The organism is Pedobacter sp. KBW06 (assembly GCF_003852525.1).
In the GTDB taxonomy this organism is placed as follows: Bacteria; Bacteroidota; Bacteroidia; order Sphingobacteriales; family Sphingobacteriaceae; genus Pedobacter.
In genome coordinates, this window is record NZ_QAJL01000004.1 from 667,590 (window position 1) to 692,952 (window position 25,363).

General features: G+C 43.7%; 27 protein-coding genes. 11 read left to right on the forward strand and 16 right to left on the reverse strand.

What is annotated here, in order from left to right; translation table 11 throughout:
- Window positions 1-72 precede the first annotated feature (72 nt).
- The 5 genes from argC to DBR43_RS25080 form a co-directional block, all read right to left on the reverse strand.
- Window positions 73-1,044 carry an N-acetyl-gamma-glutamyl-phosphate reductase gene (gene argC, locus DBR43_RS25060; protein WP_124585958.1) on the reverse strand — a complete coding sequence of 324 codons (972 nt, stop codon included), beginning with the start codon at window positions 1,042-1,044 and terminating at the stop codon, window positions 73-75.
- The gene (argG, locus tag DBR43_RS25065; protein ID WP_124585960.1) at window positions 1,034-2,227 is read right to left on the reverse strand and encodes an argininosuccinate synthase; all 1,194 of its coding nucleotides are present in this window, start codon (window positions 2,225-2,227) and stop codon (window positions 1,034-1,036) included. The genes argC and argG overlap by 11 nt, the downstream gene beginning before the upstream one ends.
- Before the next feature lie 13 nt (window positions 2,228-2,240).
- Window positions 2,241-2,948, reverse strand: a complete 708-nt coding sequence (locus DBR43_RS25070) for a GNAT family N-acetyltransferase (protein WP_124585962.1) — start codon at window positions 2,946-2,948, stop codon at window positions 2,241-2,243.
- Window positions 2,949-3,323: 375 nt separating this feature from the next.
- Window positions 3,324-3,890 (reverse strand): hypothetical protein, encoded by a 567-nt coding sequence (locus tag DBR43_RS25075; RefSeq protein WP_124585963.1) that lies wholly within the window; start codon window positions 3,888-3,890, stop codon window positions 3,324-3,326.
- A gap of 140 nt (window positions 3,891-4,030) precedes the next feature.
- Complete coding sequence (locus DBR43_RS25080; protein WP_124585965.1) at window positions 4,031-5,233, reverse strand: NAD(P)/FAD-dependent oxidoreductase; 1,203 nt, start codon at window positions 5,231-5,233, stop codon at window positions 4,031-4,033.
- A 132-nt stretch (window positions 5,234-5,365) separates the two neighbouring features.
- Here DBR43_RS25080 and DBR43_RS25085 point away from each other — a divergent pair, with 132 nt between their 5' ends.
- The 5 genes from DBR43_RS25085 (at window position 5,366) to DBR43_RS25105 (ending at window position 10,397) form a co-directional block, all read left to right on the forward strand.
- On the forward strand, window positions 5,366-6,511 hold the full coding sequence (locus DBR43_RS25085) for a M28 family metallopeptidase (RefSeq protein WP_124585967.1): 1,146 nt from the start codon (window positions 5,366-5,368) through the stop codon (window positions 6,509-6,511).
- 61 nt (window positions 6,512-6,572) lie between these two features.
- Entirely contained in the window at window positions 6,573-7,649 is a 1,077-nt protein-coding gene (gene namA / locus DBR43_RS25090) for an NADPH dehydrogenase NamA (protein WP_124585969.1), read from the forward strand.
- 47 nt (window positions 7,650-7,696) lie between these two features.
- On the forward strand, window positions 7,697-9,235 hold the full coding sequence (locus tag DBR43_RS25095; protein ID WP_124585971.1) for a DUF4394 domain-containing protein: 1,539 nt from the start codon (window positions 7,697-7,699) through the stop codon (window positions 9,233-9,235).
- Between the two features lie 139 nt (window positions 9,236-9,374).
- Window positions 9,375-9,680 carry a YbaB/EbfC family nucleoid-associated protein gene (locus tag DBR43_RS25100; RefSeq protein ID WP_124585973.1) on the forward strand — a complete coding sequence of 102 codons (306 nt, stop codon included), beginning with the start codon at window positions 9,375-9,377 and terminating at the stop codon, window positions 9,678-9,680.
- Window positions 9,681-9,719: 39 nt separating this feature from the next.
- Window positions 9,720-10,397, forward strand: coding sequence for a metal-dependent hydrolase (locus tag DBR43_RS25105; protein ID WP_124585975.1), 678 nt, complete (start codon window positions 9,720-9,722; stop codon window positions 10,395-10,397).
- Window positions 10,398-10,663: 266 nt separating this feature from the next.
- Here DBR43_RS25105 and polA read toward each other — a convergent pair whose 3' ends face one another.
- Window positions 10,664-13,480, reverse strand: coding sequence for a DNA polymerase I (gene polA / locus DBR43_RS25110; protein WP_124585977.1), 2,817 nt, complete (start codon window positions 13,478-13,480; stop codon window positions 10,664-10,666).
- 197 nt (window positions 13,481-13,677) lie between these two features.
- Between polA and DBR43_RS25115 the strand changes: the two genes are divergently transcribed.
- The gene (locus DBR43_RS25115; protein WP_233603203.1) at window positions 13,678-14,370 is read left to right on the forward strand and encodes a hypothetical protein; all 693 of its coding nucleotides are present in this window, start codon (window positions 13,678-13,680) and stop codon (window positions 14,368-14,370) included.
- Between the two features lie 24 nt (window positions 14,371-14,394).
- Here DBR43_RS25115 and DBR43_RS25120 read toward each other — a convergent pair whose 3' ends face one another.
- Genes DBR43_RS25120 through trmB form a run of 4 tightly spaced genes read right to left on the reverse strand, consistent with a single transcriptional unit; the run spans window position 14,395 to window position 16,350 of the window.
- Window positions 14,395-14,955: a DNA-3-methyladenine glycosylase I gene (locus DBR43_RS25120; RefSeq protein ID WP_124585979.1), complete on the reverse strand. Its 561-nt coding sequence runs from the start codon at window positions 14,953-14,955 to the stop codon at window positions 14,395-14,397.
- Window positions 14,956-14,959: 4 nt separating this feature from the next.
- Window positions 14,960-15,301: a carboxymuconolactone decarboxylase family protein gene (locus DBR43_RS25125; RefSeq protein WP_124585981.1), complete on the reverse strand. Its 342-nt coding sequence runs from the start codon at window positions 15,299-15,301 to the stop codon at window positions 14,960-14,962.
- A gap of 46 nt (window positions 15,302-15,347) precedes the next feature.
- Entirely contained in the window at window positions 15,348-15,674 is a 327-nt protein-coding gene (locus DBR43_RS25130; RefSeq protein WP_124585983.1) for an MGMT family protein, read from the reverse strand.
- A gap of 25 nt (window positions 15,675-15,699) precedes the next feature.
- Window positions 15,700-16,350 carry a tRNA (guanosine(46)-N7)-methyltransferase TrmB gene (gene trmB, locus DBR43_RS25135; protein WP_124585985.1) on the reverse strand — a complete coding sequence of 217 codons (651 nt, stop codon included), beginning with the start codon at window positions 16,348-16,350 and terminating at the stop codon, window positions 15,700-15,702.
- A 96-nt stretch (window positions 16,351-16,446) separates the two neighbouring features.
- Between trmB and DBR43_RS25140 the strand changes: the two genes are divergently transcribed.
- Complete coding sequence (locus DBR43_RS25140) at window positions 16,447-17,391, forward strand: GDP-L-fucose synthase family protein (protein ID WP_124585986.1); 945 nt, start codon at window positions 16,447-16,449, stop codon at window positions 17,389-17,391.
- A gap of 74 nt (window positions 17,392-17,465) precedes the next feature.
- On the opposite strand, the gene DBR43_RS25145 is transcribed toward DBR43_RS25140, so the two are convergent.
- The gene (locus tag DBR43_RS25145; protein ID WP_124585988.1) at window positions 17,466-17,729 is read right to left on the reverse strand and encodes a hypothetical protein; all 264 of its coding nucleotides are present in this window, start codon (window positions 17,727-17,729) and stop codon (window positions 17,466-17,468) included.
- Between the two features lie 171 nt (window positions 17,730-17,900).
- On the opposite strand from DBR43_RS25145, the gene DBR43_RS25150 reads away from it, so the two are divergent.
- Entirely contained in the window at window positions 17,901-18,833 is a 933-nt protein-coding gene (locus tag DBR43_RS25150) for a hydrogen peroxide-inducible genes activator (protein WP_124585990.1), read from the forward strand.
- 65 nt (window positions 18,834-18,898) lie between these two features.
- Here DBR43_RS25150 and DBR43_RS25155 read toward each other — a convergent pair whose 3' ends face one another.
- From DBR43_RS25155 to DBR43_RS25165, 3 genes are all read right to left on the reverse strand, one after another.
- On the reverse strand, window positions 18,899-19,504 hold the full coding sequence (locus DBR43_RS25155; protein WP_069378387.1) for a superoxide dismutase: 606 nt from the start codon (window positions 19,502-19,504) through the stop codon (window positions 18,899-18,901).
- A gap of 83 nt (window positions 19,505-19,587) precedes the next feature.
- Window positions 19,588-20,061, reverse strand: a complete 474-nt coding sequence (locus DBR43_RS25160) for a nucleoside deaminase (RefSeq protein WP_124585992.1) — start codon at window positions 20,059-20,061, stop codon at window positions 19,588-19,590.
- On the reverse strand, window positions 20,062-20,397 hold the full coding sequence (locus tag DBR43_RS25165) for a tRNA-binding protein (RefSeq protein ID WP_124585995.1): 336 nt from the start codon (window positions 20,395-20,397) through the stop codon (window positions 20,062-20,064). It lies immediately after the preceding gene.
- Between the two features lie 184 nt (window positions 20,398-20,581).
- Here DBR43_RS25165 and DBR43_RS25170 point away from each other — a divergent pair, with 184 nt between their 5' ends.
- The 3 genes from DBR43_RS25170 (at window position 20,582) to DBR43_RS25180 (ending at window position 23,374) form a co-directional block, all read left to right on the forward strand.
- On the forward strand, window positions 20,582-21,250 hold the full coding sequence (locus tag DBR43_RS25170) for an SMI1/KNR4 family protein (protein ID WP_124585997.1): 669 nt from the start codon (window positions 20,582-20,584) through the stop codon (window positions 21,248-21,250).
- Between the two features lie 273 nt (window positions 21,251-21,523).
- Entirely contained in the window at window positions 21,524-22,159 is a 636-nt protein-coding gene (locus DBR43_RS25175) for a LysE family translocator (protein WP_124586000.1), read from the forward strand.
- Window positions 22,160-22,189: 30 nt separating this feature from the next.
- Complete coding sequence (locus DBR43_RS25180) at window positions 22,190-23,374, forward strand: class I SAM-dependent rRNA methyltransferase (RefSeq protein WP_124586002.1); 1,185 nt, start codon at window positions 22,190-22,192, stop codon at window positions 23,372-23,374.
- Here the strand turns inward: DBR43_RS25180 and DBR43_RS25185 are convergent.
- Both DBR43_RS25185 and DBR43_RS25190 read right to left on the reverse strand, forming a co-directional pair.
- Window positions 23,371-23,628, reverse strand: a complete 258-nt coding sequence (locus DBR43_RS25185; protein ID WP_124586004.1) for a DUF6814 family protein — start codon at window positions 23,626-23,628, stop codon at window positions 23,371-23,373. The genes DBR43_RS25180 and DBR43_RS25185 overlap by 4 nt on opposite strands.
- A 14-nt stretch (window positions 23,629-23,642) precedes the next feature.
- Entirely contained in the window at window positions 23,643-25,172 is a 1,530-nt protein-coding gene (locus DBR43_RS25190) for an MFS transporter (RefSeq protein WP_124586006.1), read from the reverse strand.
- Window positions 25,173-25,363 lie beyond the last annotated feature (191 nt).

Sequence of the window (25,363 nt, forward strand, 5' to 3'; positions counted from 1 at the left end):
TTTTTTTAGAGATTGAATTGTTGATTAAAAGGTTAAAAAACGGGTTCCGAACAATTTCGGGACAGCATTAGATTAAAATCCTGCTGCTTTAAGCGCCAGGCCTTGCCGCTCTTCCAGTCCAAAAATCAGGTTCATGTTTTGTACCGCTTGTCCGCTTGCCCCTTTTAACAAATTATCAATGATGCTCACTATAAAAAGTTTATTGCCATGCTTTTCAACATGCACCAATCCTTTATTCGTGTTGACCACCTGTTTCAAATCTATATTCTTTTTACTCACATGAGTAAAAGGATGTGCTGCATAATACTCCTCGTATAAGGTCTGTGCCTCTTCAGCAGTCAGATCGCTTTCCAGATACATTGCAGCAAGGATCCCCCTGGTAAAATCACCCCTTTGCGGGATAAAGTTCAGGACCTCATCAAAGTTCGCATCCAGTTGCACTAAAGTCTCTCCAATCTCATTCAGGTGCTGGTGTTCAAAAGCCTTATAAACAGAAAGGTTGTTGTTGCGCCAGCTAAAATGAGAAGTTGCGGCCAGACTCTGACCTGCTCCTGTAGAGCCCGTAGTTGCATTGATGTGCACTTCGTTATTCAACAAACCTTTTGCGGCCAGTGGCAATAAGCCCAGCTGGATGCAGGTAGCAAAACAACCCGGATTGGCAATAAAGTTTGCCGTTTTAATGCGTTCGCGGTTCAACTCAGGAAGACCATATACCCAGTCTTCCCCTGCTGCTGCCTTTAACCTGAAATCCTGACTGAGGTCAATGATTTTTATGCCTGCTGCAATCGGATTGGCTGCTAAGAACTTCTTCGCATCACCATGTCCTACGCATAAGAACAAGACATCAATATCATCAGACAGTTCTCCGGTAAAACGCAGGTCTGTATCTCCCAAAAGGTCCGTATGGACATCAGAGATCAGATTGCCTGTATTGCTGTTGCTGTGCACAAAAGCAATCTCTACCGAAGGATGGTTGATCAGTAAGCGAAGCATTTCTCCACCGGTATACCCGGCACCGCCAATGATTCCTGCTTTAATCTTCATTGCTGTTCACTTTGTGCCAGATCATAACCTGGTTGCCAAAAATCTTAGAGAAACCTTTCACATCTTCACCACTCCATGCATTGTTCATCTCGCCGTAGCTGCCAAACTTATTGCTCATCAGGTCGTGTGCAGACTCGATACCAATGATCTGGAAACGGTAAGGCAACAATTCAACAAACACCTTTCCGCTAACGGTTTTTTGGGTATCTGCCAAAAATGATTCAATGTTGCGCATGATCGGATCATGGAACTGACCTTCATGCAGCCAGTTGCCATAGAAAGAAGCCAGTTGCTCTTTCCAGGAAAGCTGCCATTTGGTTAAAGTATGTTTTTCTAAAGTATGGTGAGCCTTGATGATCACCATTGGCGCTGCAGCTTCGAAACCTACGCGGCCTTTAATTCCGATAATGGTATCTCCAACATGGATGTCTCTTCCGATGCCGTAAGGCTGCGCAATTGCCTGCAGTTTCTGAATGGCCGCTACCGGAGCTAAAGTCTCTCCGTCGATGCCCACCAGTTCACCTTTTTCAAAAGTCAGTTCCAGTTTGCGTGGCTCCGTTACAGATACCTGTGTTGGCCATGCTTCTTCCGGAAGGGTTTCATTAGAAGTTAACGTTTCCTTTCCTCCTACTGAAGTGCCCCATAAGCCTTTATTGATGGAATATCTTGCTTTTTCAGCACTGTATTCCACACCATGTGCGGCTAAATATTCTATTTCCGCTTCGCGGGATAATTTCAAATCTCTGATTGGCGTGATGATCTCTACATTAGGAATGATGATGTTAAAAATCATATCAAAACGTACCTGGTCGTTTCCGGCACCGGTACTTCCATGTGCCACATAATCCGCACCAATCTTTTTTACATAATTGGCAATCGCCGTAGCCTGGCTTACACGTTCTGCACTCACAGAAAGTGGGTAAGTTGCATTTTTCAATACATTACCAAACACCAGATATTTAATACAGCCATCATAATAATTGGCAGTTTCATCCACTACCGCATGAGAAGCTACTCCTAAGGCATAAGCACGTTTCTCGATCTCCTGAAGTTCTTCCTCAGAAAAACCACCGGTATTAACGATCACAGAATGTACTTCCAGTCCACGGTCCTGGGCCAAATAAATACAACAAAACGAAGTATCTAAACCTCCGCTAAAAGCTAAAACAACTTTTTTCTTCATCTTAAAATAACAGCTATTTAAATAAAAATGTAAACAATAATAATAACAGGGCTTTTAATCCCCCTTTACCCGAAGGCTTAGGCTTTAACACCAACCTTTGTTTGATGCGCATAAAACGCTCATACAATTTTGGCTTCTTCTCCAGTTCTTCTGCAAATTTCTTGGCGACATCATGCTTCTGTGTTGCAGGATCGTACAGCATTGCCGTACACATGCAATTTTTCCGCTCTTTCATCGTCAGGATTTCAAAGTTCACACAACTCTGACAGCCTTTCCAAAAATCTTCATCCTGGGTAAGTTCTGAATAAGTAACCGGCTCATAGCCAAGATCAGAATTGATCTTCATCACGGCCAGACCTGTAGTCAAACCAAAGATTTTAGCCTTTGGATATTTCTGTCTGGAAAGTTCGAAGATTTTTTCTTTGATGGCATGTGCCAGCCCCGCCTTTCGGAACTTCGGACTAACGATGAGGCCAGAGTTGGCCACAAACTGTCCATGACTCCAGGTTTCGATATAACAAAAACCTGCCCAGGTTCCATCCTTATGGAAAGCTATAACAGACTTTCCATCAGAAATTTTACCTGCAACGTACTCCGGAGAGCGTTTAGCGATACCTGTACCACGTGCTTTCGCCGATTCGGCCATTTCTTCACAGATTTCTTCTGCAAAGACACGATGTTCAGGAAGTGCAACCTGCACTATAAAATCGTTTATATTCATTAATAGGTTAACGAAAAAATAAATGTTCTGATTAATTGTTTTTTAAGAGGCAATCCTCTAAGGAAATGTGCTGAGTTGCTGCTCAGTGATTACTCAAATCCGTGGCGTGTAATTTTGCCGATTAGTGGTTACAAAAAATACGGGTCGCAAGCGTTCAATAAACAGACTTTCGGAAGCAATATTCTTTGCTTCTAAAATAGAAAGTTTATGTGTGATTTGCTTGATCATTTTCTGTATCTAATAATTCTTTAAAATAGTTGAGCCGCAAAGGTTTAAATAAATATTGAGTTGTGCAATATGTTTTTTATTTTTTTACATTATTTGGTGAAAAATTGTTCAAAAAAAAACCTGCTGTTTACACAGCAGGTTTTCCGGTTATTTCTTTTCCTCGACCTTCAGGTCGACGGCAACCCTGGTCTGGTCCAGAAAGAGACTCAGTTTCTTCGGTTTAGCATTCGCAGGAACCTTAAAGGTCCACTCCGCTTCAGAGGTCGTTTCCGGTGAAGGATTGGTAGATCCGTTTCCGTTTGTGGCGGCTACAGAAGTGTTGTTGTCCAGCTGCAACCTTGCATCAGTGTAATTAATAGAGAAAAATGTCTCTTTTCCTACTGTACTCTTATTCGTTACCGTCAGCTTTATCGTCACTTCCATCCCATCCGCTTTTCCATCTGCATCCTGAAGTGCTACTGCTTTACTCTCCAGAATTTTCACCAGTGCTTCGCTCTTTTTACCTAAAAGTGCAGAATCCGGAACTGCAGTGATGACATAACTTAGAGGCTCATTTCCTACCGGTGCAGGTGTCGTCGCTGCAGCAGGTTCTGTGGTCTGAGTCACAGCAGCACTATCTGCAGTTTCTCCTGTTTTTTTGTCTTTGTTCTTGCAGGAGGCAAAACTAAGCATGCCTAACGCTACGATTGATAGTCTTAAAAATTGCTTGTTCATGGTTTGGGTATTTTAATTCAAAAATAGTTTTCAGGTTAAAAAATAACGGCACAAGATATTAAGTCTTCATTAATTTTTCACCTGAGAAAACACGTAAAAAAAATCAAAACACAATACCTTAGACACTAATTTACAATACATTAACGACCAAACCTGAAATAATGTGACAATAATCCCGGGCTTCCTTTGATCATTTCCGGGATGATGTCCATTCCGATAACTGAAAAAGTAATGCCGTTACCTCCAAAACCCAGTACGAAGTAAGAATTCGGAAATTTTGGATGTGCCCCGATATAAGGCAATCCATCTTTGGTCTCTCCAAAAGTACCACACCAGCAGAAATCCTCGATAAAGCTCAGCTCAGGCAAAAACTTTTTAACGGTTTTGACGAGCTTATCCTTTTTGCGCCCCAGCAACGCATCTCTGCGTAAGGCATTCCTAAAGTTTTCATCTTCTCCCCCTACCAGCAGGCGCCCATCGGAGGTCGTCCTCATGTAGAGGTATGGGGCATCGGTATTCCAGAACAACGTGTTTGAAATTGAGGGCGATAAAGCGTTATTTTTCTCACTCACCATCGCATAGGTACTTTTCAAGGCGACAATCTTCTCCGGAAGCATCGACTGCGCCTCATATCCGGTACAATAGACAATTTTTCCGGCAGTGATGACCGCACCTGTGGAAGTCTCCGCCAGGACCTTATCTTTGTCGTACCTTACTTTCTTTAATTCCGTCTTGTCAAAAACACGAAGTCCTTTTTTAGCATTATAATGAAGCAGATCATGGGCCAGACAAAAAGCATCTACACTGCCCCCATCTGTGGACAAGATCCCTCCTTCTGCCAATAAGCCATATTTTGCTTTAATTTCTTTTTTCTCCAGCCATTGTACCTCAAATCCGGCGAGCTTACGCGCTTCGAACTCCTTTTTCAGCCATTTAACATCCTTTGACCTGCTCGCAAAATAAAGGGAATCCTTCTGCTCAAATCCACATGGCGAACCAATCTCCTTCACCAACTGCTGCAACCTGTCAATCGAATCCCGGCAGGCCTTATAACTGCCCACAGCGCCTTGCGCTCCGATCATCTCTATCAATTCATACAGGGGCACATCAATCTCATACTGCAGCATCGAAGTTGTAGCGGAACTGCTTCCATTTGCGATTTCCCGTTTATCAATCAATACCGTATCGAAGCCTTTCTCTATAAATGAATGGGCCATCAAAGCCCCTGTTATTCCACTTCCCACAATCAGAATATCACAGCTGAGGTGGTCCCTTAGAGAGGGGTAAGTATGCAGCAATCCATTTTTAACGAGCCAGAAAGGCTCATTTGAGCGAATATCCATAGAAAAGGTTTAAGTGTACAAGTACATCCAATAACAAGATTTTTACCCATCTGTTTTAATCATCAACAGATTTCAATTCTATATATTTACGATTTAACGGAATCCTCCGCTGAGGAAAACATTTCCATTCTTATGAGAAAGTACTTCTTTATCTGTTTCATGGCGCTGAGCACATCCGTTTTATCGCAGGACATCCAAACGGCAAGGGCATTGCTGGATACGCTGACCTCAAAAACAATGTGGGGCCGGGGTTACACCAGAAATGGAATGAGCAAGGCGGCAGATTTCATCAGTGCCTCTTTTAAAGCCTACGGATTAAGCCCGATGGATGGGAAAACGTTTAAACAGGTCTTCTCTTATCCGGCCAATACCTTTCCCGGCAAGATGTCAATTAGCCTCAATGGAAAGGCTTTGGTTCCCGGAAAAGAGTTCATCGTCATGCCAGAGAGCAAAGGCATCGAAGCACAAGGGCAATTGTTTCAAAAAGACAGCGTCACTTTTATCAACCCGGAACAACGGATCATTCTCGTTCTGAAAGATAAACTAACCTGGTCTGTTGTGCCCGAACAGGCAGATTATACCGGCATAGAAGTTCTCAAAACCGCCATATCAGGCAAACCAGAAAGCATCAGACTCAGCATCGAAAATCAATTTAACCCGGAATTTCAGGCTGCCAATATCTGTGGCATCGTGAAAGGAACCTCAAAGCCAGACTCGATCCTCCTGCTCAGTGCCCATTACGACCACCTCGGTGGAATGGGCTCGGAGGTTTACTTCCCCGGAGCCAACGACAATGCCAGCGGCATCTCCTTTTTAATGACCCTGGCCCGGCATTATGCCAGTCATCCACAACCTTACAGCATTGCCTTTATTTGTTTCGCAGGAGAGGAAAATGGCCTGGCAGGATCAAAATATTTCACGGAGCATCCACTCCTTGACCTGGGGGAAATCAAATTTCTGACGAATGTGGATATGGTGGGCACCGGAGAAACGGGCATAACCGTTGTTAATGCCAGTATTCATCCCAAAGAATTCGCACTACTCCAACAACTCAATGATAAAAATAAATACCTGGTGAAAATAAATCCAAGAGGTAAAGCAGCCAACAGCGATCATTATTTTTTCACGGAAAAAGGAGTTCCGGCATTCTTTATCTATACCCAGGGCGGAATCAGTGCCTATCACGATGTGAACGACCTTGCTAAAACCCTGCCCTTTACCGAATACAAAGACCTTTTCAGCTTGTTTCTCGATTTCTATAAAGGACTCATGAAATAAGGCCGGATCAGGTCAAAGAAACAAATCCGGCAGACCGTTGTTTTTCTATAAAAAAACAACCATGTCCCTATTATTCTCCCCAATACAGATCAAAAACCTGCGCTTAAAAAATAGAATTGTGGTCTCTCCGATGTGCCAGTACTCTGCCGAAGAAGGATTTGCGACCGACTGGCACCTGGTTCACCTCGGAAGCCGGGCCATAGGTGGTGCCGGCCTGGTGATCCAGGAAGCAAGCGCCATCTCTCCCGAAGGCAGGATCACGGCAGAAGATCTCGGAATCTGGACAGACGACCATATCCCTATGCTCAAAAGAATCACCACTTTCATACAGGCAAACGGAGCGGTTGCAGGCATACAGCTCGCTCATGCCGGAAGAAAAGCCAGCTTTCTTGCCCCCTGGCAAGGCGGCAAACAGAAACCGGAAAAAGAAGGCGGCTATAAAGCCTTTGCACCCAGTCCAATCCCTTTCCATGAAGGAGATGAAGCCCCCTTTGAACTCGACCTCTCCGGCATAGAAAAAATAAAATCAGATTTCAAAGCCGCAGCGAAAAGAGCCTGGAAAGCCGGATATCAGGTGATAGAAATACATGCAGCCCATGGGTACCTGCTCCATCAATTCCTCTCTCCTTTAAGCAATCAAAGAAATGACCAATATGGAGGATCTTTTGAAAACAGGATCCGCCTGCTCCTGGAAGTCATTGAAAATGTTCAGCAAATCTGGCCTGCCGACCAAGCCCTGTTTGTCCGCATTTCCGCGACCGACTGGGCAGAAGGCGGATGGACACCCATGGACTCTATTCTCCTCTCCAAAATCCTGAAAGAAAAAGGTGTTGACCTCATTGACTGCTCCTCCGGCGGACTTGCTGTTCAGCAGCAAATTCCCGTATCCGCAGGCTATCAGGTTCCTTTTGCTGCGTCCATAAAACGGGAGAGCGGAATTCTTACGGGAGCAGTCGGGCTGATTACCGAAGCACAACAGGCAGAAGAAATCCTGCAAAGCCAGCAGGCAGACCTCATCTTTCTGGCCAGAGAACTCCTTAGAGATCCTTATTTTCCCTTACATGCTGCCCTGGAGCTACAGGAGGACATCCATTGGCCCGAGCAATACGAAAGAGCGAAGCCCAGAAAAACCAGATAGAAAAAGATTTCGTAAGTCAAGGTAATTCCTAACTAAAACGCCTACCTATGAAAAACCTTGACTTACGGGGATCCCGCTTGCCAAAACTTCTTTTGGTCATCCTCCTGCTCTGCACCACCATTAGCGCCTGCAAAAAAGATAGAAATCATACCCCGGATCCGGATGTACCTTTATCTGGTCCCGATCAGGAGTTCTATGCCTTATCCAATAACACCCTTCTGAAATTCAACGCGAAGGATGTTAGTAAATCCATTTCTTCCGTCGCCATCTCCGGATTACCCGGAACTGAAAAAATACTGAGTATTGATTTTCGTCCTGCCACAGGAGAACTATATGGGGTCAGCAATGCCAGCAAGCTATATGTTATCCGATTAAATGGTGCTGCAAGAGCAATTGGAACAGGATTCAGTCCAACACTCAGTGGCACAATAGCAAGCATAGACTTTAACCCAACCGTAGACCGGATCAGGTTAATTACCAATACCGGACAAAATTTAAGAATCCATCCCGAAACAGGTGCTGTTGCGGCTACCGATGGAAACATCAATGGGGTAAGCAATGCAGTTGTATCTGGTGCCGCTTATACCAATAGCAAAGCTGGTGCATCATCAACAATCCTCTTTGATATTGACATTACTACAAAAAAACTATACAAACAGGATCCTCCAAACGACGGAAAACTGATCGAAGTTGGCAGTCTTGGTGTAGAAATCGGCAGCAGCAGCAGCTTCGACATCTCTCCGGACAACAGCAAAGCGCTTGCCGCAGGAACAACCAATGGCCTTTCCAACATTTACACCATCAATCTGGAAACAGGAAAAGCAACCCTGGCAGGAAAATTCCCAATGTCCAGCCCAATCGAAGGAATTGCGATCCCCACAGATCCGGTAGCCTATGCCGTAGACAATGCCAACAACTTTTTAATCTTTAACCCGATGAGTCCTGCCATTGTAGTCTCTAAACCGATTACCGGCCTGGCCCCTTCAGAAAGCATCGTAGGAATTGATTTCAGACCTGCAAACGGACAAATCTACGCGCTGGGAAGCCTGAGCCGTCTATATACGATCAACACAGCAACAGGAGCCCTGACCCCGGTTGGCGCGGGAACGTTAACCACAGCCTTACTGGGTACTGCTTTTGGGTTTGATTTCAACCCTACTGTAGACCGCATTCGTATTGTCAGCAATACCGGACAGAACCTGAGGATACACCCTGAAACAGGTGCGGTAGCATCTGTAGATGGAATCCTAAAACCAGGAAGCCCCGCTATAAGTGCCGCAGCATACACGAATAATTTCGCTGGTGCTACTGAAACGACCTTATTCGACATAGACCACGCAACAGATAAGCTCTACAAACAAACGCCTCCAAATGACGGCACTTTAGTGGAAGTCGGAAGCCTGGGTTTAAATGCCGAAAGCACCAACGGGTTTGACATCGGAAGTGTTTCAGGCACTGCCTACGCCATCCTTACCGTTGGCGGCACGAATAAAATATATACCATTAACCTAAATACCGGCGCGGCCACTGCTATCGGGGATTTCTCCAAAACAGTCACTGCAATGACGGTCGGCTTAGGACTATAATTCATTTTCACCTGCTTATGATCAAAGCCATGTCCCCCGGGATATGGCTTTTTGGGTATAAATCTTTTAACAATTTTATTTCTTTAAACCAATTTGCCTTAATTTCGTTTAATCTTATAACAAGTAACAAAGACAAATTATGTTCGATAAACTAATGGCCGCACAACAAAAGGCCGATGAAATAAAAAAGAGATTAGATACAGTATCCGTATTTGCTGAAGTAGAAGGCGGTGCGATCCGCGTTACTGCTACTGCAAACAAAGCGATTACGGCTATTGAGATTGAAGAAGAATTTTACAAACAGGCAGACAAAGAAGAAGTAGAAGAGCTTTTGCTGACTGCCATCAACAAAGCCCTTGCTCAGGCAGACATCGTTTCTGCAACAGAAATGCAGGCTGCAACAAAAGATATGCTGGGTGGCCTTGGCGGAATGTTCGGCCAATAGACCAACAGGCAAATAGTTTTAAATCTTAATTTTCCCATCATGAAGTATACCTATTATGGACAATCCTGCTTCTTACTGGAAGCAGATGGCAAAAAGTTTCTTTTCGATCCTTTTATTACTCCAAATACACTTGCCAAACATATCGACATCAGCAGCATTGAGGCCGATTATATCCTGGTAAGCCATGGTCATGGCGATCATGTTGCCGATCTGGTAACAATCGCAAAACAAACCAATGCATTGGTCATCGCCATGCCGGAGGTAGCACATTGGGCAGAAACACAAGGGGTCACAAATCTGCACCCCATGAATTATGGCCCACAGAAATTCGACTTCGGGAAACTAAGAATGGTATGGGCAGCCCATTCCAGCTCTATGCCTGACGGAAGCTACGGAGGAAACCCTGCAGGTTTTGTCCTGGAAACTGCCGGAAAGTCCATCTACTTCGCAGGAGATACCTCATTAACGATTGAAATGAAGCTCCTTGCAGAACTTTATAACCTGGACTACGCCATTCTGCCTATCGGTGGAAATTACACAATGGACGTAGATGATGCCCTGATCGCGACTAAATATTTTGATTGTGATAAGGTAATCGGGGTTCATTACAACACCTTCCCAGTCATAGAAATTGACACCAAAGAAGCGATTGCCAAATTCGAAAGAGAAAACAAAATCCTGTTACTCCCTGCAATCGGAGAAACGATCGACCTCTAAAGAATTTAAGGCACAAACCCTAAATAAAATAAAACGCCTGAAATAAAACCCTGCCTTTATGAAACGCCAAAGGAGGAGCAGGATTTAAAAAAAAATCATATATGCTAAGAGATTCCTAGGAAATTTTGCCCTTCTTCAGGGCAAAAGATTCCAGAATCGAATAGTATATATGATTTTTTAAGTATAAGTAAGAAATAAAAGAAGTAAGAAATTAAAAGGTAAAAGGTAAATAAGCAATCAGGAAACAGAATAAAAAATCCTGAAACCTAGTGTGCTTCCAGCCAGTTAACCCCTTCTCCAATCTCCACTTCAATAGGTACCGTCGTCTTGATCGCTGTCTTCATCCGATGTGAAATGATCTTTTTCATCGCTTCAACCTCTGTCTTTAACACATCGAACACCAACTCATCATGTACCTGCATGGTCATTTTCGACTGCAAGCCCTGATCCTGAATGTCCTTATGAATATTAATCATCGCCACCTTAATCATATCTGCTGCTGAGCCCTGTATTGGCGCATTAATCGCATTTCGCTCTGCAAAACCACGTACCGTCTGATTCGCAGAATTAATGTCCCTCAAATACCTTCTTCTCCCTAAAATCGTCTCCACAAAGCCATTCTCACGGGCAAAGTTCATTGTATCAGACATGTATCTTTTAATCCCCGGATACTGTGTAAAATACTGTTCTATAATCTCTGCAGCTTCTTTTCTTGGAATCCCCAGGTTCTGAGAAAGACCGAAGGCAGACTGACCATAAATGATCCCAAAATTTACTGCTTTTGCATTTCTTCTCTGGTTAGGCGTTACTTCTTCAATGGTAATTCCATAAACCCTGGCAGCTGTTGCCGTGTGAATATCGATCCCTTTACTAAAAGCATCCAGCATATTCTCTTCCTTACTAATGTCGGCAATGATACGAAGTTCTATCTGAGAGTAATCCGCAGAAAGCAATACATGGTTTTCATCTCTTGGAATAAAAGCTTTACGCACCTCTCTGCCGCGATCGCTGCGAATCGGAATGTTTTGCAGGTTCGGATTATTAGAGCTCAACCTGCCTGTTGCAGCAACTGCCTGGTTATAGCTCGTATGCACCCTTCCTGTTTTAGGGTTCACCAGTAAAGGAAGCGCATCAACATAAGTCGATTTCAGTTTCTGTAACTGGCGGAAATCCAGGATGTCCTGTACAATATCACTTTTATGTGCCAATGCCAGTAATACATCTTCTCCGGTCTGGTACTGTCCCGTCTTGGTTTTCTTTGCCTTAGGGTCCAGTTGAAGTTTATCAAACAGCACTTCTCCCAATTGCTTTGGTGAGGCCAGATTGAAAGTCACTCCACATTTATCATAAACGTTCTGTTCAAACTTTCTGATGTCTGTTTCCAGTTCTTTAGAATAGTTGATCAACGTCCCTATATCAATTTTAACACCTTCTTTTTCGATATCTGCCAACACATAAACCAATGGGTTTTCTACATCCCTGGCCAGTTCTTCGGCATTTAGTTCTTTCAGCATTGGCCTGAAAATGTTTGCCAGCTGTAAGGTTACATCCGCATCTTCCGCAGCATAGTCGACTACCTGTTCTACCGGAACGTCCCTCATATTTCCCTGGTTCTTTCCTTTTGGTCCGATCAGTTTGGTGATGGATACCGGAGTATAGCCCAAATAATTTTCGGATAATACGTCCATATTGTGTCTGGTATCAGGGTCGATCAGGTAATGGGCAAGCATCGTATCAAATAACTTTCCTTTTACAGAGATGCCATACCATTTCAGGATCAGGATGTCATATTTGATATTCTGACCAATCTTGGCAATATTTTCATTCTCCAACACGGCCCTGAACTCTTCCAGGATCGGCTGTACTTCATCTATGTTGGCCGACAAAGGAATATAATATCCTTCTCCCGGTTTTGTACTGAAAGACAATCCCACCAGTTCGGCAAGGTTGGCATCCGTACCTGTTGTTTCTGTGTCTACGCAAATGCTTTCCTGCTGCGCTAAATGCGCAATCAGCGATTGACAAAGCTCAGCCGTATCTACCAGGCGGTAATCATGTGGAATATTTTCTATCGTCTTAAAGGGTTCAGATTCATCAAACAAGGATGGCGCAGTTACAAATGTGGCTGTTTTTGCCTTGACAGGCTCTGCCACTGCATTCCCAAACAGGTCGATTTGTTGTGAGCCTGTTCCTTTGGCCTCATTTACATTGAATCCTTCTCCAAAAACGCGTTTACCAATTGTTCTGAATTCCAGTTCTGCAAACAGCGGCTCCAATAATTCCCTGCTTGGTTCTTCCAGGATCAGGGTATCCGGATTAAATTCTACCGGAACATCCAAAATGATCGTTGCTAACTTTTTAGAGATCATTCCCTGTTCGGCAAAGTTTTCTACATTCTCTCTTTGCTTTCCTTTCAGTTCATGAGCATTGGCAATGATGTTTTCCATCGAGCCATATTGTTTGATCAGTGATTTCGCTGTTTTCTCTCCGATTCCGGGGATTCCAGGAATATTGTCCACTGCATCTCCCCATAAACCAAGGATATCAATTACCTGAAGTACATTTTCAATTTCCCATTTGGCGAGCACTTCTGCAACGCCCAGGATTTCCATTTCATTGCCCATCCTGGCGGGCTTATAAATAAAGATGTTCTCCGATACCAGCTGTGCAAAATCCTTGTCAGGGGTCATACAATACACCTGAAAGCCCTGTTTTTCGCCCTCTTTGGCCAATGTTCCAATGATGTCATCGGCTTCGAATCCATCTTTGGTGATGACCGGAATGTTAAAGCCTTCAATCAGCCTGAAGACATAAGGTAAGGCTGCGGAAAGGTCTTCCGGCATGGCCTGTCTGTGGGCTTTGTAAGCTTCAAAATCAGTATGTCTTTCTGTAGGCGCTTCTGTATCAAAAACCACCGCAATATGACTTGGTTTTTCTTTTTTAAGCACTTCCATTAAAGTGTTTGCAAAACCCATCACAGCCGATGTATTGATGCCTGTGGAGGTAAACCGAGGGTTTTTACTCAATGCAAAATGCGCCCTGTAGATGAGCGCCATGCCGTCAAGAAGAAAAAGTTTTTTCATCAGTATGTCTTGTTTTTTGTATTATATTTTAAACTAACCCGGGCTGTTGACCCGCTTTTCATCAGATTCCTGCCATTAACCGGAGGACTTAATGAAGATTTCAGGCCGCAACCAATGGCTTCGGATAAAGGTACTAATACTTAAATAATTGTTTGTCATTATCCATAACAACAACAAATAATTTCCGTTATTTGAGCATGATGACTGCCGTAAAAACATTCAAACTGCTCTTGTTGCTGCTGATTGCCGCAATTGGGCTAAAAGCACAGGACATTGTGGTGATTTCGCCGGGAAATTTCCTCAGGGGAACCATTCAGGCAACAGATTATGCTTCCGTGGTCCTGACTAAAGATGATGAATCTGTTGTACAATACAGGGCAACCGATATTCAGGAATTTGTGTGGAACGGGGAGACTTATGTCAGCAAGCCTATCGTCATCAAAAAGAAAATGGAACACCGTTTCTTTAAAATCCTGGAACAGGGTGCGGTTAACCTTTATGCCATTGGCGGAAGTACCGGCGTAGACATTCCGGAACCTAAAAGACGTCGTTTTACCCCAAGCATTGGTATCGGAGCCGGAAGCGGCGGATTTGGAGGCGTTGGTATGGGTGGAGGAATCAGCATCGGCGGAGGCCGAAACCGTCAGGAAGCCCCTGTCAGAAAAGTGATGCCTACTGCATTTTTCCTGGAAAAAATCGGTACCGGTCCCATGTCAGAACTCCCTGTTGAAGGCGGAAATTCCGAAGGAAAGAACCAGCAGATCAAAACTCTCCTGTTACAAAAGCTAACGAATGACGAGGATCTTGCAGAAAGAATAAAGGCCACAGAAAGCTTTGATGGAAAGCTGATCAGGGCCTTTGTTACCGCTTATAATGCCGTGCATAAATAGCCATTAAGCATATGGCGTTATCATTTATTTGCTGATGCAACCTTCAATATGGTCATTCACCATACCTGTGGCTTGCATATGTGCATAGCAGATGGTTGTTCCGAAGAATTTAAACCCTCGTTTTTTCATGTCTTTACTGATGGCATCTGAAATTTCCGTACGGGCAGGGACCTCTCCCAGGGAAGCCCTGACATTTACGATTGGCTTCCTATCGGGAACAAAGCCCCAGATATAATCAGAAAAAGTGCCAAACTCCTTTTGTATTGCGATGAAAAGCCGGGCATTATTGATGGCGGCCTTCACTTTCAGGCGATTTCTGATGATGCCTGTATCATTCATTAAACGTTCTTCATCGGCCTCCGTAAAAGCGGCTACTTTCTGTACGTCGAAATCAGCAAAAGCAGCTCTGTAACCATCCCTTCTTCTGAGAATGGTAATCCAGCTGAGTCCTGCCTGGGCGCCTTCAAGAATCAAAAACTCGAACAAGGTCTGGTCGTCATAAACCGGCTTTCCCCATTCTTCATCATGATATTTGATGTATTGCGGATCTGTACCGCACCATCCGCACCTGATTACTTCTTCCATATCCTTAAAGACTAAGTTCGTCCCAGTACTCTACAGCTCTTCTGTAATGAGGGATTACGATGGAACCACCCACCAGATTGGCGATCATAAAGACCTCATTGATTTCCTCCTGACTTACCCCTTCATGGAAACATTTTTCCAGGTGGTACTTGATGCAATCGTCGCAACGCAAAACCATAGAGGCCACTAATCCCAGCATCTCTTTGGTCTTCACATTCAGGGCACCTTCGGCATAAGTCGTGGTATCCAAAGCGAAGAAGCGCTTGATATTGGTATTCGAGGTTTCCATGATCCTATCGTTCATTTTGGTCCGATAGTCGTTAAATTCTTCTACTAATTTGCCCATATTAAAATTGTAAGTAAGTTCTGTTGATGCAATTCAGCTGCTCAGTTTATAATTCCAGCAGAGGATTCCAGAGCAGCGCCTTAAAGTTTTGCACTTTATCATTTTTAACCACGATTCCCTCGGCTTCCAGCAATTCCTGCATCAGCTCCGGTGTTTTGAAATGAAATTTTCCGGTGAGTAATCCACTGCTGTTGACCACCCTGTGGGCGGGAATAGGCGGATTTGCTGCTCCGGCATTGCTCATCGCATAGCCCACCATACGGGCAGAGCCACCGGCACCTAAACTTTTGGCAATGGCCCCATAGGAAGAAACCCTTCCTTTAGGAATCAGCCTTACCAATTCAAAAACCTGGTCATAAAATGATTGCTCCATATGGTGATCCTTTTTTATAGGTTAATTATTCAAAAGAGAACTGAATATAATTGATGTTTTTATCGTGTTTAAGGTAAATCCGCTCATAATGTGTTTTGATTTTTAAAACGTCATCATAGAATTCGGAAGTATACAGATGGTCGGTTTTTTTATGGCAGATTAAATTCAGTTCAGCTACTTTCTCTACCGTATACGCGTATAAACCATCATTATCTGTTTTCAGGTTGATCTTTCCACCCGGCTTTAAAAAGGTTTTGTACATGTCCAGAAAGCGGTCGTAAGTGAGCCTTTTCTTTTCTCTGCTGTCCTGCGGCTGAGGATCCGGGAAAGTAATCCAGATTTCATCTACTTCTCCTTTTCCAAAGTATTCTGCAATGTCTTCAATCTGAATTCTTAGAAAGGCCAGGTTGCTTATATTTTCATCTACTCCGGTTCTTGCCCCTCTCCAGATGCGGTTTCCTTTCAGATCGATCCCTATAAAGTTCTTTTCCGGAAAAAACTTAGCCATATTTACGGAGTATTCTCCTTTACCACAAGCCAGTTCCAATACGATTGGTGCCTCATTTTTGAAATGCTCAGAAGCCCATTTGCCTTGCAGGACCTTTCCTTCTTCCATCTGGTAGACATTGGAAAAAGTATCTATCTCTGCAAATTTTCTTAATTTATCTTTACCCACTACTAAAATATTTTTTATGCAAAAATACAATTAAATCAGTCTCTTAAAGATGATGCCAACTATTTCGTATTTTTGCAGGCATAATAGAATCTCTAAGTGGAAAAGAACGCAAAAATATATGTAGCCGGTCACCGAGGTATGGTAGGCTCGGCAATTTACCGGAAACTGGTTAAGGAAGGATACAGCAATCTGCTGACCAGGACATCTGCTGAGCTTGATTTACGCAATCAGCAGGCTGTAACGGATTTCTTTGAAGCCGAAAAGCCGGAATATGTGTTTTTAGCTGCGGCAAAAGTGGGAGGCATTGTTGCCAACAACACCTACAGAGCGGATTTTCTGTATGAAAACCTTTCCATCCAAAACAATGTCATCCACCAGGCTTATAAAACAGGGGTCAAAAAATTAATGTTTTTAGGCTCGAGCTGTATTTATCCCAAACTTGCTCCCCAGCCTTTAAAAGAAGAATACCTCCTTACAGGATTGCTGGAAGAGACCAATGAGCCTTATGCCATTGCAAAAATTTCAGGAATCAAGATGTGTGATGCTTACAGGGCGCAATACAACTGCAATTTCATTTCGGTGATGCCGACCAATTTATACGGCTATAACGACAATTACCACCCACAAAATTCACATGTTTTACCCGCATTGATCCGCAGGTTTCATGAAGCCAAAGAAAATGGGTTGGCAGAAGTGAGCATCTGGGGTTCCGGATCTCCGTTAAGGGAATTTCTTTTTGCAGATGACCTTGCAGAAGCCTGTTACTTCCTGATGCAAAACTTTAATGAGGGCGGCTTCCTGAATATCGGAACCGGGCATGACCTCAGCATAAAAGACCTGGCCTTACTCGTTAAAAAAATAGTTGGCTTTGAAGGCGGGCTGACGTTCGATAGCAGCAAGCCAGACGGCACACCAAGGAAACTAATGGATGTTTCCAAATTACACGCCCTGGGCTGGAAGCACCAGATAGAACTGGAAGAAGGCATTCAGCTTGCTTATCAGGATTTCCTAAGCAAACAACAGGAAAACCGCGCGCTGTAGCGCAATAATTCTTTCTCCGCTGCATGCGGATATAAAATAAAAATCCCCTCAACATGTTGAAGGGATTTTTTATTTTAGGTAGTTGTGCCCGGTTCAGCACCGCCACCACCCCCACCGCCGGATCCATCTCCACAGATAGGGGGTTGATTAATATAGGTACACAATGGGACGTTAATGTGCTGATAGACGCCATCTTCTCCAATAAATCCTCCCGGACAATAATGTTTATACTGACCTTCAGGACAATCCCTGTCTGTTACTCCGGGATCTCCGCCCAATACCTTTTTCAGGTCCTTTCGGGACAATAATTGTTTTTCATTAAAATTTTCTTTTTTCATGTTCACAGTTCGGTTAGTTAATAATTAGTTGATTAACAAACAATTTAGCATATTTTTTAAACTAAAAAGATATTGCCATCCAAAACACATCATAATATTTTTGTGACAAAAACCTTAAAACTATCATAGTTTAAATTGATAGCTTTGAAGAAGTAAATAAACTTTAACTATATGACCCTAGTTCAACTGGAATACATCGTCGCAGTAGATACCTACAGAAGCTTCGTTGGTGCCGCAGAAAAGTGCTTTGTAACCCAACCAACCTTAAGTATGCAGGTACAGAAGCTGGAAGAAATGCTGAATGTAAAAATCTTTGACCGCAGCAAGCAGCCTGTAATTCCTACTGAGATTGGTGCCCAGGTGATTGAACAGGCGAGAATGGTGCTCCAGGAAAGTCAGAAGATCAAAGAAATCATCAGCAGTCAGCAACAGGACGTAGTAGGGGAATTAAAAGTAGGTATTATTCCTACAGTAGCTCCTTACCTCCTTCCAAAGGTGATCTCCGGAATGATGGAAAAATTTCCTGACCTCAAGTTACTGATCTGGGAATACACCACAGAAGACATTATCCACCACCTGAAAACAGGTGTTTTAGATTGCGGCATACTGGCCACTCCCCTTGCCGATCACAACATCACAGAGCTTCCGCTGTATTACGAGAACTTTGTGACCTATATCAGTAAAAACAGTAAGCTCTTTAAAAAGAAAACCATAGATGCCAATGACCTGGAAGATGAAAATATCTGGCTGTTAAATGAGGGACATTGCATGCGTTCGCAGGTATTAAACATCTGCCGTTCCACGAAAGACAACCGCCTCCAGGGCCTGACCTATAATACCGGAAGTGTGGAAACGCTGATCCGGATGGTAGACGTAAACAACGGAGCTACGCTTTTACCGGAATTGGCTTTGGCAGAACTTACCAACAAACAGCTGAGTAAAGTCCGCTATTTCAGGTCGCCGGAACCTGTTCGGGAGATCAGTCTGATCACCCATAAGAACTTCATCAAGAAAAGAATGCTCAATGCCTTAAAAGAAGAGATCCTGGCCATTATTCCAAAGACAATGAAGCAGAAGAAGAGAAAAGATGTGGTAGGCCTTTAAATCGCCAAAAAAACCATAAACAAAGAAAGCCTGTNNACAGGCTTTCTTTGTTTATGATTGCTGGATTATGCTTTTTTGAAGCGTTCAGCAACAGCATCCCAGTTTACTACATTCCAGAAAGCTGAAATATAATCAGGGCGTCTGTTTTGATATTTTAAGTAGTAAGCATGTTCCCATACGTCCATACCCAATACCGGAGTACCTTTTACTTCAGCGATATCCATTAATGGATTGTCTTGGTTTGGCGTAGAAGTAACCGCTAATTTATTGTCAGCAGTAACGATTAACCAGGCCCATCCTGAACCGAAACGGGTTGCACCAGCTTCAGCAAATTTAGTTTTGAAATCTGCAAAAGATCCGAAAGCAGCATTGATTGCTTCTGCCAGTTCTCCTTTAGGCTCACCACCTTTGTTTGGTGCAAGAACTTCCCAGAATAAAGAGTGATTATAGTGACCACCACCATTGTTTCTTACAGCTGCAGGAAACTTAGAGATGTTTTTAACAATTTCTTCGATGCTTTGGCTAGCTTCTGCTTTGCCTTCTAAAGCTTTATTTAAGTTGGTAACGTATGCCTGGTGATGTTTACCGTGGTGGATTTCCATGGTAAGTTTATCAATATGCGGTTCTAGTGCATCTGTTGCGTAAGGTAACGCAGGTAATTCAAAAGCCATATTATTTTATTTTAAGGTTAAAACTTATTTCTAACACAAAGATAACATTCAAACGTTAATTTTTGTTCAATACTTTGTCAAGTTTAGCCTCTTTTATTCGCGAAAAAACGCGTCATCAGGGCTCCACACTCTGTTGCCAAAACCCCTCCGACCAGTTCGGTTTTAGGATGAAGCAGCTGGCTGTTCTTAGAGGTAAAACCTCTTTTCGGCTCTGTGGCACCATATACCAGGCGGCCAATTTGTGTCCAGTAACTCGCTCCGGCACACATGACGCAGGGCTCAATAGTCACGTACAAAGTGCATTCTTTTAAGTATTTGCCGCCTAAAGTCTGAGAAGCTGCGGTAAAGGCCTGCATCTCGGCATGGGCGGTCACGTCGTTCAATTGCTCTGTCAGGTTATGTCCACGGCCCACAATCCGGCCTTTACATACCACGATCGCCCCTATCGGAATCTCTTCTGAATCGTAGGCTTTCTGTGCTTCCTGTAAGGCCAGCCTCATGTAATGCTCGTCCTCGGCTACCGGACTATTTTCTTCTGAAAAATTATAATAACTCATTTAACACAATTTACTGCCGTTTGGCACAGTACCATTTAAAGACGTCAATACAATATCTCCATTTTCATCTGCAAAACCCGTGATCAGGAATTCAGACATGAATTTTCCAATCTGTTTTTTAGGAAAGTTGACCACACCAACGATCTGTTTTCCTATCAGTTCTTCTTTTGAGTAGTGTTTTGTGATCTGAGCACTGCTCATTCTTACACCAAAATCGCCGAAATCTACTTTTACTTTATAAGCAGGCTTTCTTGCTTCCGGAAAATCGAAGACCTCCAGGATGGTCCCTGCACGAAGCTCGACCTTCTCAAAATCACTCCAGTTAATTTCTTCCATGCGCTAAAAATACAACTTATCGGCAAAATTCCATGTTTTATCCAGGCGCCACCCTTAAATTAAAATCCAGGGATCAGATCAGTGCTCTTTATCTTTCCGGAATGATCCGGGCCCTTTTAAGCGAAGAAATGAGTAGGAAAAACAGGCGTGTTTTCGCTAAATTTGACCTGGAGGATTTTACAGGATGTGGTACGATAACTTAAATTTTTACGCCAGCGAGCCTGGCTTGAACGGGATGCCGGAAAATGATTTCTTTTCCAGGCCACTGACTGAAGAAGAAATCAAGCTATTTCCACACCTGTTCGAGCTGCACCCTGATTTTGAGGACCCGGCAAAATTTCCTGTTCCCGCAACCCTTTATTTGCCTGCAGATCTGGCCGGCCTGCTGACTTTTTCTAACGGCGGCGCAATCCTCAGCGGAGAAAGGGAATTTGGCTATTTTTCCCTGCAGGAGATCCGCTATTACTATTTTGCCTATGGGTTTCCAAAGTACCTTCCCGACTTTTTGCCCATCGCATTTAATGGTGGTGGAATATTTTATGCTTACGACTTTAGTAAAGAGGGAACCTCGCCCATTGTTGCGGTCGCCTCAGGCAACCTGTCTGAGGAGGATACCGTGGTACTGGGGTATTCCCTCGCTGAGGTCTTGTCTAAATCGCATAACATTGAGGAGGACCTGGACCAGCTTTACCCGGTTCGGGAGCTCAGTGACACAGAAAAAACCCATGCAAGACTCCGCCAGGAGTTGAAAACACTGAACGAAAACAGAACCAGCGGGCAAATTGACCTTAAAACTTTTCTGCTAACCAAAAAACGCATTGAAGCGGAGATGAAATTAGTTCAGAAAAGTTAGAAACTGCTTCGCATAAACCCCGGATAGAACAGGGATCCGCCTTCTATTTTGCCTCGATCATTGCTTTTTCCGAACCGCTCTTCAAACAGTTCTGCAATCCGTTCTATGCCGAAAACCGATCCTCCGGACGGATCAGAATCCCTTTGAAAAATTCTGATTTAAGTCTTACTCAGAAATTGGGAATCTCCCGATTTTCTCTATTTTTGATCATTCCCGCTTTCTCCTGTAAAACATACAGTTTACTCATTCCAAAACCATTAAAACAGCGATGAAATGATCCCTCTTAAAGAAATCTCCTATTTTGCCCTTGCGGCGCTGGTTCTGGTGATCAGTCCCGGTCCAAATATGATTTACTTGATCTCCCGTTCCATCACCCAGGGCCGGAAATCAGGATTAATCTCCCTGGCCGGAATCATGTGTGGTTTTCTTTTTCACATCATTCTCGTCTCTTTTGGGCTGACTGCAGTGCTGTTCGCCGTTCCTTTTGTCTATTCGACAATTAAAACGCTGGGTGTATTCTACCTGCTATACCTCGCTTATCAGGCAATTAAACCCAGTGGAAAGGGCCTCTTTGAAACGAGAACAGACCTTTCCAATGATAAACCCGGCAAATTGTTCAGGATCGGCATACTCACCACTGTACTGAACCCCAAGGTAGCGGTATTCTACTTATCTTTCTTTCCCTATTTCATCAAACCGGAATACGGATCGGTATTTCTTCAAAGCCTGCAACTGGGAATTACGCAGGTCAGCATCAGCTTTACCGTTAACTTTCTGATTGTACTGACTGCGGCTCAGGTTTCCTTATTTTTCGCCAAAAATCCGACATGGGTAAAAATCCAGAAATGGTTTATGGCCAGTGTGCTGCTCATGCTGGCCTTAAAGATGGCAGTCAGCAAGGAAAAGTAAAAAGAACATTGTTTTTTCTAACTTTGCAGCATGATTGATGTAATACTTAAAAAAGGAAAAGAAAAGGCTGCAATGCTACACCATCCCTGGATCTTTTCAGGAGCAATTGATAAAATTAAGGGTAAGCCATTAAATGGTGAAATCGTTAAGGTTTGTTCGGCAAGTGCTGAATTTCTTGCCTACGCGTATTACAACGATCAATCAAGGGTTGCATTGAGGTTACTGGAATGGGATGAAAGCAAGACCATCGATAAAGATTGGTATCAGGAGAAACTCCGCAATGCCATTGCTTCGAGAAAACACCTCCTCAATGCAGACACCAATACCTGCCGCCTGGTTTTTAGTGAGGCTGATTTTCTTCCCGGTCTGATTGTAGATCAATATGCCGATTTTCTTTCTCTGCAAATATTAAGTGCCGGAATAGAAAATGTAAAAGAAGAAATCATTACGCTTTTAAAAGAGGAATTAAACCCCAGGGGAATCTTCGATAAAAGTGACGCAGGAGCGCGCAAGCATGAAAACCTGGAAGCAACACAAGGCTTACTCTGGGGAGAAACACCTCCGGAATTTATTGAAGTAAGAGAAAATGGAATCGCTTACCACATCAACATCGCCGATGGCCAGAAATCCGGATTTTACTGCGACCAGCGTGATAACCGCGAGATCCTTGCCGCTTATTCCAAAGATAAAAACGTGCTGGATTGTTTCTGTTACAGTGGCGGATTTACCTTAAACAGCCTGAAACATGGTGCAGCACACGTAACCAGTGTGGACAGCTCTGCGCTTGCCATAGAAACTTTAGCACATAACCTGGAACTGAACGGTTTTGATGCCGCTCAGCAACTCAGCATCCAGTCTGACGTCAACAAACAATTGCGTGTGTTTAAAGAAGAAGGAAAGAAATTTGACATCGTGGTCTTAGACCCTCCAAAATATGCGCCCTCCCGTTCGGCCTTAGACAGGGCTGCAAGAGCTTATAAAGACCTCAACAGACTTGGTATGCTTTTACTGGAAAAAGGCGGCATACTGGCTACTTATTCCTGCTCCGGTGCCGTAGATATGGAAACCTTTAAGCAAATCATTGCCTGGGCTGCTTTGGATGCAGGCAAAGAAGTACAGATCATCAAACAATTCCATCAGCCGGAAGACCATCCGGTAAGGGTTTCTTTCCCTGAGGGAGAATACCTTAAAGGTTTATTGTTAAGAGTCCTTTAGCCCTTCTGTTCTTCGGAACCGGAAGGCAACTGATCATATTCCCCTTTCAGCGCATAATAGCCGAAAATTACCAGGCCTGCGCTGATTGGGATAAAAATAAATAAAATGATGCCCCATTGCAGGGCTGTATTTGTTTTTTGAACCCCTTCTGCGGCCAGGCCCACTTTCTCATAAGCCTGTAAAAACATAAAGATAATGGATGCCGGTCCGAGGAGCATCCAAAATAGTCCTAATCCTTTTTTCAATCCGTTCATAGTTTTTTCTTTATTTAGGCTTCTGTTTCGGCTGGTTTTTTATTAGACAGGTAAATTGCCCCGATGATAAAGCTCAGGCTGGCGATTCCAATCGGATACCACAATCCGGATAAGGGCGTAGATCCGGAATAACTGGCAATCAATGTGGCGATAAAAGGAACAAGCCCTCCGAATACCCCATTTCCGACATGATAAGGCAAAGACATGGAAGTATAGCGGATTTTTGTAGGGAATAGTTCTACCAAAAATGCGGCGATGGGCCCGTAGACCATCGTCACCAACAAAATCTGGAAGAAAACCAGGGCCACAAATTTCCAGAATACCGCCGTGGAGAGTTGCTTGTCTTTAAGCTGGTCCGGCTGAACAGCGGCAGCCTTTCCCTTTTCTTTAAATTCGATATGGGACTGGATCTTTTGATAAGAAGCACCCGATAACAGCGTCACCCTGGCACTGGTTGAGATCAGACTATCGGCAGTTCCTTCGATCGGGGTCCGGGTAACCAGGGGATCAGCAACAGACTGAATATCCTGCTGCGTAACCTGAGTAAAGTCGGTATCGTCAAGAAAGATCTGATAGATTGGCCGGTAGAAAATAATCCCCAGCAGCATTCCCGTCAGCATAATCCATTTACGTCCTACTTTATCGCTCCAGGAACCAAAGACGACAAAAAACGGGGTAGCAAAAGCAATTCCCCAGAGCAGAATATACCGGGAATCATTAAAATCAACCTTACAGGTGTTTTCTATAAAAGATTGTGCATAAAACTGACCGGTATACCAGATCACGCCCTGGCCCATTGTTGCACCAAAAAGGGCAAGCAGCACCATTTTAAAATTCGTTTTGTTGTTGAAACTTTCCTTTAAAGGGTTTTTAGAGACCTTCCCTTCTGTTTTCAATTTGGTAAACATAGGAGATTCATGCATTTTCAAGCGGATGTAAATGGAAACACCTACCAGCAAGATGGAAAGCAGGAAAGGAATCCTCCATCCCCAATCTGCGAAACCAGCAGCTCCGATCAGATTTTTAGTCAAGACGATGATTCCTAAAGATAGAAATAGCCCTCCGGTAGCCGTCGTTTGAATCCAGCTGGTAAAAAATCCCCTTTTATTTGCAGGCGCATGCTCTGCCACATAGGTTGCCGCTCCACCATATTCTCCTCCAAGGGCTAATCCCTGCACCAGACGAAGGATCAGTACCAGGATGGGCGCTGCATAGCCGATACTGGAATAAGAAGGGATCAGGCCAATTAAAAAGGTAGAACCGCCCATTAAGACCAGCGTCAGTAAGAAAGTGTATTTACGGCCAATTAAATCGCCCAGTCGGCCAAATACCAATGCCCCAAAAGGCCTGACAATGAACCCTGCGGCAAAAATTGCCAAAGTGTTGATAAGCGCAGACGCTCCTGCATCCGACGGAAAGAGCTGTGCCCCGATAATCGTGGCCAGGCTGCCAAAAATATAGAAATCATACCATTCAATCAGTGTCCCCAGGGAAGAGGCACCAATGACTTTGAAAATACTGTTTTTTTGTAGTTCCTGGCTCATACGTTAAGGGAATATTTGGCTTCAGAAATAAATCTACCATTTATTCCCAATTATCCCTCAGGCCTTTATCAAAAAATAAAGATCCGCTTAAATCCGGGCAGACGAAGCTGCTCCCTTAGAAATACCATTTATCAAAAGAGGTCTTCAGGCGATGAAAACACGCCTGCAAAAAAACAGGCTCAAAAAACCGG